The 15341-nt window shown below is 61.3% G+C and carries 6 protein-coding genes; 4 read left to right on the top strand and 2 right to left on the bottom strand.

Annotation, left to right across the window (positions count from 1 at the left end):
* Positions 1-61 precede the first annotated feature (61 nt).
* Together LZK81_RS18270 and LZK81_RS18265 are read right to left on the bottom strand one after the other, a co-directional pair.
* Positions 62-712 carry a 4'-phosphopantetheinyl transferase family protein gene (locus LZK81_RS18270; RefSeq protein ID WP_046604278.1) on the bottom strand — a complete coding sequence of 217 codons (651 nt, stop codon included), beginning with the start codon at positions 710-712 and terminating at the stop codon, positions 62-64.
* A gap of 2 nt (positions 713-714) precedes the next feature.
* Positions 715-5184 carry a MupA/Atu3671 family FMN-dependent luciferase-like monooxygenase gene (locus LZK81_RS18265; protein WP_233954159.1) on the bottom strand — a complete coding sequence of 1490 codons (4470 nt, stop codon included), beginning with the start codon at positions 5182-5184 and terminating at the stop codon, positions 715-717.
* Positions 5185-5639: 455 nt separating this feature from the next.
* Here LZK81_RS18265 and LZK81_RS18260 point away from each other — a divergent pair, with 455 nt between their 5' ends.
* From LZK81_RS18260 to LZK81_RS18245, 4 genes are all read left to right on the top strand, one after another.
* Entirely contained in the window at positions 5640-10397 is a 4758-nt protein-coding gene (locus tag LZK81_RS18260; RefSeq protein ID WP_326491494.1) for a type I polyketide synthase, read from the top strand.
* Complete coding sequence (locus LZK81_RS18255; protein ID WP_326491493.1) at positions 10361-12187, top strand: thioesterase domain-containing protein; 1827 nt, start codon at positions 10361-10363, stop codon at positions 12185-12187. Before LZK81_RS18260 ends, LZK81_RS18255 begins: the two co-directional genes overlap by 37 nt.
* Before the next feature lie 126 nt (positions 12188-12313).
* Positions 12314-13777, top strand: a complete 1464-nt coding sequence (locus tag LZK81_RS18250) for an oligosaccharide flippase family protein (protein WP_233954157.1) — start codon at positions 12314-12316, stop codon at positions 13775-13777.
* 427 nt (positions 13778-14204) lie between these two features.
* A complete protein-coding gene (locus tag LZK81_RS18245) occupies positions 14205-14990 on the top strand; it encodes a helix-turn-helix transcriptional regulator (RefSeq protein ID WP_052753517.1) in 786 nt (261 codons plus the stop codon).
* Positions 14991-15341: the final 351 nt, after the last annotated feature.

Below are 15341 nucleotides of genomic sequence, written 5' to 3'. Positions count from 1 at the left end.
GTGAAACGGACCGGAAGGACGTCGTTCCAGGCGGAAGGCGCTTGGGATACGGCCGGCGACTTCAACGGATAGTCATGCCGGCGACGACATACCCGTCGCGCAGCCTGATCTGACCCATCAGCCGGTCGCCCGTCTTGAAGGGCGGGACATCGATCTCGAAATAGGCGGCGAAATGCCCGTCCGCGAGGTTCAGCTCGATGCGGATGGCCTCGAAGCCGAACATCGTGCGGGTCAGGCCGTACTGGCACTTGTAGGTGCATTCCTTGGCGCTGAAGATCGCTTTCACCAATCGTCCGCGAGTGCCCCATTGCTGCCGGTTGAGCCACTGTCGCTCGCGCGGAGTGCAGATCTCTTGCGCATAGGTGTCGTCAAGCGGCGTCGCTTCCTCAAGATCGAGGCCGAGAGCCTTGATGCCGTCCGAATGGCGGCCGATGGCGGCGACGCAGCGGGTGGTGGAGTGGCTGATGCTTCCGGCGATCCCGGCCGGCCAGATCGGCGCCCGATCCGATCCAACGGGTATGGCCATTCCAGGCAGTCCCAGATGGTCCATGGCCCGCCTGGCGCAGATGCGACCGGCAGTGAACTCCTGCTGCCGGCTCTTTACCGCATTGGCGATCGCTGTTCTCTCTTCAGGATAGAGTTTCGAAACGTCACCGAGCAGGTCGGCTTCGGCGACCGACACGGAAGGGTCGAATATGCCCTCCAGCAGCATGGCTAGACCTTGGTTTCCACGCGAACCAGCGTGGGGCGCCGTTCCATCGCGTTGCGCCGCAATGCGGCTCGCTCGGCTGCCCGGCCGAGCTGCAGGTCTGCCTTGCCCTTGCCGGAGATGTGGTCGGCAAGGAGGGCAACCGTCGGGAAACGGAAGAGGTCGGTGATCGTCAGGTCCGGCGCCAGCTTCGCCTTCATTTCCCGATGGACCTGGACCGCCAATAACGAATGCCCGCCGAGAGCGAAGAAGTTGTCGAATATCCCGACCTTCTCGAGTCCAAGGGCGCGACCGAACACCTCGCTGATATCCCGCTGCAGATTGTTGGACGGTTCGATGAACGTAGCTGCCGGGGCCTGGACCTTTTCCGTCGGGGCCGGCAGCTTGTTGCGATCCACCTTGGCGTTCGGCGTCAGGGGGAAGGCCTCCATCGTCACGAAATGCGAAGGTATCATCGCATCGGGCAGGGCCTCGGCGATATGGGTGCGAAGTTCCGGTTCTGAGACGGATGTCCCGTCGGTGCGGATATAGGCCACCAGGCGCACGTCGCCGGGACTATCCTTGCGGGCGACCACGACCGCCTCGCGGATGCCGGCGAATGTGCCGATTCGCGCTTCGATCTCGCCGAGTTCGATACGATGGCCGCGGATCTTCACCTGATGATCGGTGCGGCCAAGGAAATGCAGCACGCCGTTCCGGTCGAAGCGGGCAAGGTCGCCCGTCCGATAAATCCGGCCCTCCATGAACGGGTTGGGCAGGAAGCGTTCTTGCGTGAGCTGTTCGCGGTTGTGATATCCGCGGGCGACGCCGTCACCACCGATATAAAGCTCGCCGATATCGCCGGGCGGCACCGGATTACAGGCGTTGTCGAGCACATAGAGCTGGGTGTTGGCGATCGGATGGCCGATCGGAACGACGCCCGTCGATGGGCCGGCCGTGAATGTCGAAGACCAGATCGTCGTCTCCGTCGGGCCGTACATGTTTTCGATCGTCGCGTCGGTGACGGTTCGCAAGGCTGCGAGAAGCGAGCCCTGCAGCGCCTCGCCGCCGAGGAAGAGATGGCGGACATCGCTTAAGGCGGCGCGGTCCTCGTCGATCATCATGAACATGCGGGCCATCGAGGGCGTGCATTGCAGATGCGTAACCCGATGCTTGCGGATTTCTTCCGCAAAACCGTCGCCGGCCTCGTCGCTGACGGGATTCTTGCTCGTCTTGACGACTTCGGCCAACAAGGGAAGCCTTTCCAGGACGATATTGTCGGCCAGGCCGAAATCGATGAGGCATGCGATGTCGTCGACGCCGGCCGCCTTGACCTGGTCCAGCCTTTCCAGCGCATCCTCGACGGTGCCGAACAGGCCGCTGTCCTCGAAATAACGCAGGAAGGCAAATTCAAGGATGGCATCCATCTCCTCGGGCGCCAGCGACTGGAGGTCGATATCCATCGGCTGGGCGATGCCCTGCGGCTTCTTGAATGCAGGAAACGCCCAGGCATATTGCTTGATGAGGGCGGCTGCGCTGCGCAGGTATTCCTTCATCGGGCCGCGGGCCAGTTCCCGCACCTCGTCGCGGTCTTTGCCGATCAGGGTGTGGAGCATCAATGTTACTTTATAATCGGCCGGATTGCGGCCGGTCTCGGCAAGCGTCTGCCGGTAGATGCGAATCTTTTCCGCAAGCTCCTCGACCGATTGGCCGAGCAAGTGGGTCAGCACATTGGCTCCAAGCCGGGCCGCTTCCCGGTAGCTTTCCGGATTGCCGGCGGTGGTAAGCCAGACGGGCAGTTCCTTTTGGACCGGCCGAGGCTGGGTCACGACCGCAACCGTGCCGGCGCCGAAATCGAAATCGACGCTCTCGCCGCGCCACAATTTGCGGACGACCTCGATATCGCGGGTCAGGCTCGCCTTGTTCTTCGGCGGCGCGTTTTCGGGCCGCAGGACGAAATCCTCGGGCATCCAGCCGGAGGCGAAGGCAAGTGCAACCCGCCCGTTGCTGAGATTGTCGATCACCGCCCATTCCTCGGCGACGCGCGCCGGATGATGAAGCGGCAGAACGCAGCTGCCGGCCCGGATCGAAAGGTTCCTGGTGACAGCCGCGACTGCGGCACCGGTGACCGCCGGGTTCGGATAGGGACCGCCGAACGCGTGGAAATGGCGCTCCGGCGTCCAGACGGAATCGAAACCGTTGGCATCGGCAAATTTGGCGCCTTCGATCAGCAGCCGGTATTTGTCCGGCCCCGATCCGCCGTCATTGCCCCAGTAAAAGAGGCCGAAATCGAGATTGGTACCTCTTCCGGCGGAAGACGCGCCCTTCGCCTTGGCTTCGATAATTTCGGAGGAGTGGATGACGACCTTGAAGCCGCGGGCGAGCGTCCAGAAGAGTTCCAGAACCGAGATATCGAAGGAGAGGCTGGTGACAGCCAGCCAGACATTGTGACGATCGGTCGTGTGCGGCACCCGTTCGTCCATGCCGGCGAAGAAATTCACGACGTTGCGATGCTCCAGCATCACGCCCTTCGGAAGGCCGGTGGAGCCGGACGTGTAGATGACATAGGCGAGATTGCTGGAAGTGACGCCGGTTGCCGGGCGATCCGCTCCAGCCTGGTTTCTGAGGATATCCTCGACGCACAGGAAGTTGCTACCTTCGAGCGTCTCGGATTTCGACAGCCGTCGCTCGGTCAGAACCAGCTTGGCGCCGCTATCCTTGATCATGAATGCCAGTCGGTCGGCCGGAAAATGCGGGTCGAGAGGAATATAGGCCCCGCCTGCCTTCATGATCGCGAGCGCGCCGACGACCAGATCGAGTGAACGAGGCAGGTATAGGCCGACGGTGACGTCCGGGCCGACGCCCTGGGCCACCAGCGCTTGCGCAATGCGGTTCGCCCGCTCGTCCATCTCGCGGTAGGAAAGGGAGCGGCCGTGGAATGCCAGAGCTTCGGCATCCGGCGTCCGGTCGACCTGCCGTTCGATAAGCTGATGGACGCAGGCGGCGGTATCGTATTCGCGCTCCGTCCGGTTCCAGTCGAAGAGGACCATGTTCCTGTCGGCATTCGACATCAGGGGCAGGTCCTGCAGCAACGTCGCGCGGTCCTCGAACGCCGAGGCCAGGATCGCAAATGCCGTTGCCAGATCCTGCGCCTGCCGTTCGTCGATCCGCGCCCGATCGTAGAGCAGGTCGGCTTTGGTCTCGCCGAGCCGGAAGGTCAGGGCGCAGCCCTCGATCTCATCGGCGAACGCCGGGTTGGAGATGTCTGCGACACCGATCGTCAGTTCCGGCGCGGCAAGGCCGGGATAACGGTCGACAAGATCGCGGCAATAACCCTGGCGCTGATCCAGCACCGTCAACGCCTGACCGACCTGCCTGAGTAGGTCGTCGACCGAGGCTTGCCCCGTGGCGTCGATCCGCAGCGGAATGGACTTCGCGAAATAGCCGGGATGGCGGGCGTCGAGATCTGCCAGCCTATCGTTCGTATAGGCGAGGTCGAACGCGGTCTGGCCGGAAAGACGCACGAGGAAGGCTGCTGTCAACGCGAGCCGCTCCTGGCGCGAAAGCCGCCCGGAAAAAAGCAGAGGTATGATACGGATATCCGGTGCCTGGCCGGCTTCCGATGCTTTTATATAGGGAAGCGCGATATCGGTGCCGGCTTCGAGTGCACGGCGGAAGAAGGTTTCATGCCCCGCATGAGCGGAAACCGCTTCCGACAGAGCGGTCTTGTCCGCCTCGCTTAGAAGGGGCAGCCGATCGCCCGGACGTAGTACCGAAGAAAGCGCGATCTGCCTGGTGCCATCCTTGCGGGCGGCCTCGAGCAGAACCGGCATGTCTGCGGTGCCGACCGTCACGCCATGGGCGCCGACCGACAGGACGAGACCGGGTTCCCCGTTCAGTTCGCCGTCGAGGATGCGAAGGTTCCTGACGGTGAAGACGTCGTTGCCGAAACGGACCTTGGGTGTTGCCAGGGGGTTGAGATAGGTGGGACCGAAATCCAGGCCGCGCACCAGGCGAGAGAGCTCGCCTGCCGAGGCTGTGAAATCGAGCGTACCGGCGGCCGACGGACGCTTGAGCTGTCCGTAATAGATACGGGTTGCGAAATCCTGCCGGCGTGGCTTCAAGGCGCCGCGCTCGATATCGCCGAGCATGTCAGAGAAAGTGGCGATCCCGGCTTCGAAACATTTCGTATTCAGCGTCAAGGCGGTCTCATCCGCGCTGATCTCGAAATGCTGCTGCGCATAGACATCACCTTCGTCGATCCCTTCGGTGATCGCGTGCCAGGTGATGCCGTGCCGGTCATGGCCTTCGAGGATCGCCCAGGCGGGTGTGTTGAGGCCGGCCATGTCCGGCAGCAGACCGTCATGAAAATTGGCGGCGCCGATGTTTGCACGCCGCCAGGCCGCGTCGGGAACCATTTTCAGGTTGGCGATGCTGAAGAGCCAGTCGTAGTCGTATTGGGTCAGCTGAGCGGCGTATTCGCCTTCTTGCGTCACGACGGGGATATCCTGGGCCAGCGCCCAGTTTCTGACCGATCCGTTCGACGTTGCTACGGCCTCGATCCTATGTCCGCGCCCCCGCAGAATTTCAGCGCATTGAACGAGTAATAAACCGCCACCGATCAAAACACACTTCAATTCGCCCATAAAGCTTGTCCCCACTCGTTGCTGTTCCAGGCACTCCGATAGAAACGGGGAGCGGTATAAAACTCAACATGCGCCGGACCACCCATGCGGATGATCGCGCCTAAGCCTGAATTGCAGGCCATACCCGGCTTTCCCCCATACGGATGATCATGGCTTCCAAAGGAGTAATTGCGATTGCGTCTTGGCTGGCAGCACATTGAGGCTGCGGGTTTGCGCTCGCGGATTTCAGTGGGAAGCGGAACGAGGCTCGTGGCATCATTGGGGTGATGTCATCAGGTTGGCCTCCGTGGGTTAGGGCGGTGTCGATGCTTGAGGGGTCAAACCAGGTCTGTGCCAGCGATATTGCAATCGTCGGCATGGCTTTGAGAGTGCCGGGTGCACGCAATGTTTCGGAATTCTGGCAGAACCTGCGAGACGGCGTAGAGTCGGTTCGGACGTTTTCGCCGGAGGACCTGATCGCTGAAGGCGAGGACCCCGAGCGGCTCCATCACCCCAACTACGTTCCCCGCGGCGCCGATCTTCCCGACATGGAAATGTTCGACGCGGAGTTCTTCGGCCTGAACCCGAAGGAAGCGGCGATCATGGATCCCCAGCACCGCCATTTCCTTGAATGCGCCTGGGAAGCCATGGAGGACGCCGGCCGGACGCCGAACAATCAGCCCGGCCCGGTCGGTATTTTCGCCGGCTGCGGCATGGGCAGCTATTTCTATTTCAACGTTTGCAGCAATCGCAACCTGATCGACCAGGTGGGAATGTTCCTGTTGCGCCACACGGGCAACGACAAGGATTTTCTGGCGACGCGAGCCTCTTTCACGTTCGACCTGCGCGGCCCGAGCGTCAATGTGCAGACCGCCTGCTCGACGTCGCTCGTCGCGGTGCATTACGCCTGCCAGAGCCTGATCTCCGGCGAATGCGACATGGCGCTTGCCGGCGGGGTGACGATCGAATTCCCGCATCGGCGCGGCTATACGTTCCAGGAAGGCGAGATCCTTTCGCCCGACGGGCACTGCCGGCCTTTCGATCATCGCGCGGCGGGGACCGTTTTCGGAAGCGGCGTGGGGGTGGTCGTGCTTCGCCGGCTTTCGGATGCTCTTCGCGACGGCGATGTGATCCATGCCGTGATCAAGGGTACGGCCGTCAACAATGACGGCAACAGCAAAGCTGGCTATCTCGCGCCGAGCGTCAGCGGGCAGGCCGAGGCGGTTCTGGAGGCTCAAGGGCTCGCAGGCGTCGATGCCGACACCATTCAATATGTCGAGTGCCACGGCACCGGCACGTTCCTCGGCGATCCGATCGAGATCGAGGCGCTGACGGCGGCCTTCAGGCAGAGCACCGAGCGGACCGGCTTCTGCCATGTCGGATCGGTCAAATCCAATATTGGCCATCTCGATACCGCCGCGGGTGTCGTCGGTCTCATCAAGGCGACGCTTGCCGTCAACGAGGGTGAGATTCCGCCGACGCTCGGCTTCGAACGCCCCAACCCCTCGATCGATTTCGAGAAGAGCCCGTTCCGGGTCAACAACAAGCTGGTGAAGTGGCCGCATGCGCCGGGCCCTCGCCGGGCGGCCGTCAACTCGCTCGGCGTCGGCGGCACCAATGCGCATGCCATCATCGAGCAGGCGCCGACCCGTTACGTGGCCGACGCAGCCGGGGCTAATGCAAAGATCGGCGCCGATTCCGATCCGATGCTGCTTTTCCTTTCGGCCCGCCAGCGCAAGACGATCGATCAGGCGGCCGAGCGGCTCGGCTCGGCGATCTCCGGACAGCCCGGCCTTTCGCTCGATGACGTCAGCTATACGCTGCAGCATGGCCGCAAACATTTCGACCACCGCATGGTGGTCGCCGTCCGTGGTCGGGAGGACGCCATCGCGGTCCTTGCGAACCCCGGCAGCCGTGGTTTCGTTCATCAGCCCGTGCCGAACAATTCCGGCGCCATATTCCTGTTTCCAGGCGGCGGTGCTCAATATGTCGGCATGGCCAAGCGGCTGTACGAGGAGGATCAGACATTCCGGCGGAGCGTCGAAGAGGGGCTTTCCCATCTGCCTGTCGACGCAGCAAACGAGATCCGCACGGTGTGGCTCGGCGAGAACTCCGCGACGGCTGCGAAAACCTTCCTACGCCCCTCGCTCCAACTTCCTGCCATTCTGATCACCGAGATCGGATTGGCCCGGCTATGGATGGATTGGGGCGTGAAGCCGAAGGCGCTGATCGGCCACTCCATGGGCGAGAACGCCGCGGCCTGTGTTGCCGGCGTGATGTCCTTCAAGGACGCCGTCAACCTGGTGCATCTGCGGGGCAAGCTGTTCGAGACTATTCGGCCCAGCGGCATGATGAGCGTGCCCCTCGATCACGACCGGCTTTCCGAACTGCTGCCGGCATCGCTCGACATCGCTTCGGTCAATGCGCCGTCGCTTTGCGTCGTGTCGGGCCTCAACGAGGATCTCGACCTCTTCCGGGAATTCCTGGCGAGGCAAGGCATTGATGCGACGCGCGTGCCGATCAACATCGCCGCCCATTCGCGGCTGGTTACACCCATCCTGAGAGCATTCGAGGCTTTTCTGCGCGATATCACTCTTCGCGCCCCGGCAATTCCGATCCTATCGAACCGTACGGGCTTGCCGTTGAGCGCCGAAGAGGCGACCGATCCGATGTACTGGGTCGGTCACCTTCGTTCGACCGTTTATTTTGCGAACGGCATGGCAGCGCTTTCGGCGGAACCGGGACGTATCTATATTGAAGTGGGTCCCGGGCGTGTTCTGTCGTCACTGACGAAGGCGCAGGGGTCGATCCCCGCAAACCAGGTGATCAACAGCCTGCCGCATCCCGACGAGGCCGGCGACGATCGGCTCCATTTCCTCTCCGCCGTGGGGCGGGCCTGGGCGACCGGGCTCGAGGTCGATATCGACCGCCTGTGGCAGGACCGTTCGCCGCGCCGGGTCCGGCTGCCGGCCTATCCGTTCCAGCACAAGCGCTTCTTCATAGACCGCGCCGGAGCAAATGAGAGAGGCAAGAGCGCCGAGCCCGTCCTTTCGAAGGAACCCGATATCGAGCGCTGGGGTTATCGCCCCTCTTGGAAGCAGACGCTAGCGAATTACGAGCTGGGCGCCGAGAAAGAGGCGCAATCCTGGCTCTTCTTCCTCGACGAGGCCGGGGTCGGTCAGAAGCTGGTCGAAGCGCTGAGGACGGCCGGCCACCGTGTGGTAACGGTTTCCCTCGGCGACGCTTTCATTCGCCGCAGCGCCGAGGACTACATGCTCTGCCCGGAACTGGGCCGCGCCGGATATGACGCCCTGATTGCCGGGCTTGTCGGTGATGGCGGCCTGCCGTCGCGTGTCGTGCATATGTGGCTTCTGACCCGGGCCGAGACCTTCCGGCCCGGCTCGAATTTCTTCCATCGGAACCAGGAATGCGGTTTCGACAGCATGCTGCATCTTGCCCAGGCTCTGGGGGATGCAGCCAGCCTTGCGGACGTGCATTTCACCGTCGTCACCAACGGCATGCAGCAGGTCTTGCGCGAGCCGTTGCCCTATCCCGAAAAAGCCACCGTTCTGGGGCCTAGCCTGGTCCTGCCGAAGGAGATGGCGGGTGCCACGGTCAGGGTGATCGATATCGATCTGCCGCCCAAGACCGAGCGGAACAACAAGCGGTTCTCCTTCGGGCGCTTGATGGGGCGGGTAGAGAAAAAGGAGCCCGCGGAGCCGGCGGCGTTGATCGAGCAGCTCTGGGAAGATCTGCATGCCAAGCCGGGATCCGAAATCGTCGCCTTCCGCAAAGGGCGGCGCTGGTCGCAGGTTCATCAGCGGCTGCCGTTGAAAGATGTATCGTCCGAGCAGGCGACACTGCGTGAGGGCGGCGTCTACTTCTTCTCCGGCGGCCTGAGCGACGTCGCTTTGGCGCTTGCCGACGAACTCGCCGGCCGGTTCCGGGCGCGGATCGTGCTAGTCGGCCGCACCGTTGTGCCGCCGCGGGAAAACTGGGAATTCTACGATCGCACCCACGGCCATGGCGTCGTTCGGCGGGCGATTTCGGCAATCCGGAGGCTTGAGGAGAAGGGGTCGGAAGTTCTTTATCTGGTCGGCGATGTCGGCAATCCGGAGCAGATGAGCCGGGCGGTCGAGACCTCGCTCTCCCGGTTCGGGGAAATCAACGGTGTCTTCCATGCGGCCGGCACGGTTGATGACGGCCTGATGCAGACCAAGACACGCGACAGCATCGACAGGGTCCTGACGCCGAAAGTGCTCGGCACCACTGTGCTGGATGCGGCATTCGAAACCGTGGCCCTCGATTTCTTCCTGATGTTTTCCTCCACCAGCACCGATGTGGTGCGGGCAGGGCAGGTCGATTACGTCGCCGCGAACGCCTATCTCAATGCCTTCGCGCAGAGCCGTTCTCATCGCCCCGACCGTGCCACCGTCGCGCTGCATTGGGGCGTCTGGAATGAAGTCGGTCTTGCGGCACGGGCGCTTGGCGCCTCCGAGGGCGGCGGGTGGATCAAGCCGGTTGCCGGGCCGGCTGCCGGTCCGTTCTTCCAGCACTGGAAAGAGGACGAGACGGGATTGCCCTGGCTCGAGGCGCTGGTCAGCCCCGAGACGGAATGGATGCTCGACGAACATCGGCTGCTTTCCGGCCAGGCGGTCATGCCGGGTACAGGTTATCTGGAGCTGATTGCACAGGCGTCCCGGGAATACGGGCTTCCGTTCGAAGCGGAAGTGGCGGACCTCGTATTCCTGAGGCCGCTTGCCTTCAATGACGGCGAGACGAAAGCCGTTCGAGTGCGGTTGGAGCCGGCGGCGGAACATTTTCGCATCGTGGTTCTGGCCGGCCCGGCGGATGGCGAGGATGCGCTGTTCGTCAAGCACGCCGAAGCCATCCTCAAGCCGCAGGCGCAACAGAGGCGCGCGACGGTCGACATCGCCGCTGTCGCCTCTCAGTGCGACGGGTCACGGGTCGCCGGAGGCGGAGCGCGCTTCGCGCAGTTCAGGAGAAGCATATCCGCTTCGGCCCCCGCTGGGCCGTCCTGCGCTCCATGGCGATGGGGCGCGGCAAGGCTGTTGCGGAATTGAAACTGGACCCGATCTTTGCCGACGATCTTGCGAAAGGCGTCCTGCTGCATCCGGGCCTGCTCGACATCGCGACCGGCTTTGCCATGCAGCTTGCCAAGGACTACGACGCAGAGACCTCGCTTTGGGCGCCGGCAACCTATGGCCGGGTGGTCCTCCACATGCCCCTGCCGGCCGAGGTCGTCAGTATCGTGGAACTCGCCGACAGCAGCGATTTCGGCGAGGGTTATGCGGCCTTCGACGTGACGATCACCGATCCTCTCGGCAACGTCATTTTCGAAGCCGAAAAATTCGTCATGCGCAGGCTGGAGAGCGATCTTGCGCTGGGTCTCGCATCCCAGGCGGACTCGCCGGCTGCTGCCAAAGCGAAGCCGGCCGCGCTTTCTCCGGCGATGTTGAAGCTCGGCACCCAGGTGCGCAACGGTATCCTGCCGGCGGAAGGTTTTTCGGCGCTGCAACGCGCGCTCGGCACATCCGAACCTCAGCCGATCATCAGTTCGATCGATCTCGAAACTCTGCGCGAATGGATTGCCGCCTCTGCCGAAACCGCGACGCCGTCCGGCGACAATTTCGAGAGACCGGACCTCGAAAGCGAGTTCGTCGAGCCGCGCAATCCGATCGAGGAAACGCTGGCCGGCTATTGGCGGGAGCTCCTCGGGATCGCCAAGGTCGGCATCCACGACAGTTTCTTCGACATGGGCGGGCATTCGCTGATCGCGGTTCGCCTGTTCCGGATGATCAAGAAACAATATGCGCTCGACCTGCCGATATCGACGCTGTTCGAGGCGCCGACGATCGCCCAATGCGCGGAGCGTATCGCTGCGGAATTGCCGGATGGAGGCGAGGCCGCAGGATCCGAGCTCGCGGCGAGCCTGCCGACGACGACGGCAAAACCGGTTCATCTGGTCCTGATGAACCCCGGTAGGAATGCAAAAGCAACCCCGCTGTTCATCTGCGCCGGCATGTTCGGCAATGTCCTGAACCTTCGCCATCTGGCAATGACCATGGGTGCGGACAGGCCCGTCTACGGATTGCAGGCCCGCGGACTTTACGGCGACCACGAGCCGCACGCGACGTTCGAGGAGATGGCGGCCGACTACATCGCCGAAATCCGTACGGTGCAACCCAGCGGACCCTATCTTCTCGCCGGTTATTCGGGTGGCGGCATAACCGCCTTCGAAATGGCCCGGCAGCTTCAAGATACAGGAGAAGAGGTTTCCCAGGTGATCATGCTGGACACCCCCATGCCGCGGCAGCCGGGGCTGGGCCTGCGCGACCGTATCAGCATGAAATTGCAGGACATGCGCCGACATAAGATGAGGTTCGTTGGCGCGTATCTGAGAGACCGTCGTGCCTATCAGGAGCAACAGCGCGCCAAGTTCGAGTTGGAGCATCAAGGTGAATCGCCTGAGTATTTCAACAATGTCAGGATTGAGATGGCGTTCAGGAGAGCCTTGCTCAGGTATGATGTCAGGGCTTATTCCGGCAAGGTCACTTTGTTTCGTCCCAAGCCCGATATCTTCTATAGCCTTGGTGGCGGCCGTCACCTGAAGCAGAACCGCGATGTGCTGCTGCCTGACAATGGGTGGGGGGGGCATGTACCGCAATTGCGGGTCTCGGAAGTGCCAGGAGACCACGACAGCATGGTGCTCGATCCGTATGTTCGCGTGCTCTCCGAGCACATGCGTGCTGTCCTTGAAGCCTCCGGTGTCACGGCTGCGCTCCATGGGACTGCCGATATGGAGGCCAAAGTTCAAAGCAGAGCGCCGGCCCGGGTCGCCGAGATTGCTTAGCCGATGAACGATGGCCGGATCTCGAAAATACTGTTTCCGCGATTGCCATGACATGCCCGGGGGCACGCTGCTTGCGTGCCTTCAACATTAAACTGGAAAGTCTTCTTAAAGAACGGGGAGTCTTCTGTGACTGACGCAATCGTTCCCTCGGATTGGAAGCAGGTGCCTTCCCCTCACGCCAGGGAGCCGTTGCCTCTCGACGCTTTGCCCGTGACGGTTCAGCCGCCGAAACGGCGTCTTCGCACGACCCTTATCCAGGCCGCAGGTTGGTCGATGATGGGGTATCTCCTCTCGCAGGTCGTACGCATCGCAAGCAACCTGGTGCTGACAAGGCTGCTGATACCGGAAATGTTCGGCATCATGGCCGTCGCCACCATGATTCAGGTGTCGGTCGCCATGTTGTCCGATCTCGGGCTCAGGCCCGCGGCCATACAGAGCCAGTTTGGCGACGACCAGTCCTATCTCGACACCGCATGGACGCTGCAAATCATCCACGGCTGCTTGATCTGGTTTGCGTGCGTCCTGATTGCCATCGGGATCGGGCGTGCAGCCGAGTATGGCCTGTTCCCAGCCGGATCGGTCTACACGGTCGCGTCGTTGCCAGCCATCATCATGGGAATGTCTTTTTGTACCGTGATCATGGGGCTGCAATCCACAAAACTGATCACTGCGTTCCGGCACCTCGATCTTGGGCGCGTCACCTTAATCGAGATAGTGGCTCAGGTCGTCAGCCTGGCGGTCGGGATCTCGCTTGCGTGGCACACAGGCTCGATTTGGTCGTTCGTCGCCGCAACGCTTCTATCTGCGTTGACGACCACTATTCTTACTCACATATGGCTGCCGGGTCGGCACAACAGCCTTTACTGGGAAGCTGCGGCGATAAGGGATCTTGTTCGGTTTGGCCGCTGGATCATGCTGTCGTCCATCCTCACGATGATAGCAGCCAACGGAGATCGTATCTTTCTCGCCGGATGGACAAGCCCCGTCATGCTCGGCTTCTACAGCCTGGCCTTCAATCTTATCTCGATGCTGGAAGGTGCCGGTGGCCGGCTGTTCTTAAACGTGGCAATGCCGGCCTTGGGCAGGATTGCAAGGGAACGCCCGGAGCAGCTCGGCTCCATGTTCTGGAAAATGCGATTGCCGCTGGATCTTGTTTTCATCGGAAGTGCGGGCGCGATCTATTCGAGCGGCACGGCAATCATCGAAGCGCTCTATGATGATCGCTATCGAGATGCTGCTCCAATTATCCAGATATTATCGTTCAGCCTTCTCATCATGCGTTTCGGTCCCCTGTCTGCGGTCTATCTCGCCGTCAATGAACCGCGTAACCAGACCGTCATGAATTTCATTCGCGCGGTCTCGAGTTTTACATGCCTGCCCCTGGGTTATTACTTGTTCGGCTTCGAGGGCGCAGTATGGGCGGCCGCACTTTACGGACTGCCCGTATTGCCGGCGATTCTTTACTTCAATCACCGTCACGGCCTCAACAATTTCCTATATGAAGCGGGTGTGTTGTTGGCCTGGCCTGTCGGGTATCTGGCTGGAGTTCTTGCGACGGGCATTCTCCACCACGCTGGGCCGCTGTTTTAAGAAAAGCTGCCAGAAACTTCCAGTTTTGCTATTTTTATATGTCGGCCTGCCGATTATTTGGCGCCGAGATGTCTGGACGGCGGTTGCTTCCACGCCGCATCGGTCGTTGTCCCGAAATACGACGTTTTGCGTCGGACCAGGTCAAGTATCCGAAAGTTCATGGGCGGGGCCGGGATCGAGTTTTATGGGAGCATTTTGACGTGCACGTTAACTATAAGGAGATATCCAATTCCCTATCGGAACTTAGCTCGCCCCCTCCGGTAAATATTTTTATCTAGCTGCTTACTTGCGCATAGACTAAATTACGTATCTGCTGTATATTGACCTTAATAAAAGGTTGAAAGGTGTAAAGACAGTCTGTTGGCGTACTTATAGTTGCGGTTCCTGAGGGGGACAATCGATCCTAGACTTCAGGTAAGGGGGTAAGATGAGTTCCACACCAAGCGGCTACAGCCGTTCTCCTGCTGTGGCAGAATCCTTTCGCATTATGAATGACATCCCAAAGCTCGCCGAAAGAGATGATCGAGGCAGTGAGGGAGCAAACCACGACGGATGCCTTGTGATCATCGACGCGAGAGCGCTTGATCGCGAATGCCTTGCCAAAGCCCTCATCGGGCGTGGCCTCGAGATGGATGTCTGCGCTGTCGGCTCCATCGAGGAATGGAAACTAGAAAAAGATCTCTATCCGCCTGTCCAGGCCGTTCTGTTCAATATAGGCGGCCGAAAGGCGGACGATTCCGCACTTGCTACTGACATCTCGAAATTGACGACCGAGTTCAAGTCGCCGCCGATCATCGTGCTCTCCGACTCCGACGACCTCGCCCAGGTCGTGAAAATGTTGGAATACGGGGCTCGAGGTTTCATTCCCTCTTGCGTCGGCATCGGCGTCTGCGTGGAAGCGATCGGTCTGGCCGTTGCCGGCGGGATTTTCGTTCCGGCAAGCAGCGTCCTCTCCATGCGGCACCTGGTCAGCGCTGCGACGGCGGCGGCGGAACACCGGCCACTCTCGGGAATGTTCACGCTGCGCCAGGAAGCGGTGGTCGAAGCCCTTCGCAAGGGCAAGGCCAACAAGATCATCGCCTACGAGCTCAATCTGCGGGAAAGCACGGTCAAGGTCCATATCCGCAACATCATGAAGAAGCTGAAAGCGACGAACCGTACCGAGGTCGCCTACAAACTCAATGACCTCTTCCCATACGGAGCGGCCAACTAACCGTTCGCCGGTCGGTTGGCGGGCCGACCCGAGATATCACGGCTGCGAAGTCGAGCCTTCGCAGCTGCGTGAAGGGATACGATAGAAAACCACGTCAGCGCTGACAGGGGCGTTGCCGCGGCAATGCCTCCCGGAGCGACGAACTTTCGACATGGATGTTTGTCGGGCTGGCGATCGTGCATACGCCATTGCACCTGGCGAAACACATGGGAACGGCGCAGCGCGCAGGTTCCGAACATTGACAGCTGATCTGTTCATCTTCCATCTGACAGTCGAGCGATACCGGAAAGGGGTCCGGTGTGCCGCGACTGTGAGACCGATCTCTCGTGTCCCGCCAAATCAAATCAATCA

The sequence above is a fragment of the Neorhizobium galegae genome, from assembly GCF_021391675.1.
GTDB classification, from domain to species: domain Bacteria; phylum Pseudomonadota; class Alphaproteobacteria; order Rhizobiales; family Rhizobiaceae; genus Neorhizobium; species Neorhizobium galegae_B.
Note: the sequence above shows the minus strand (reverse complement) of the source record. Positions and strands in the feature narration are given on the sequence as shown.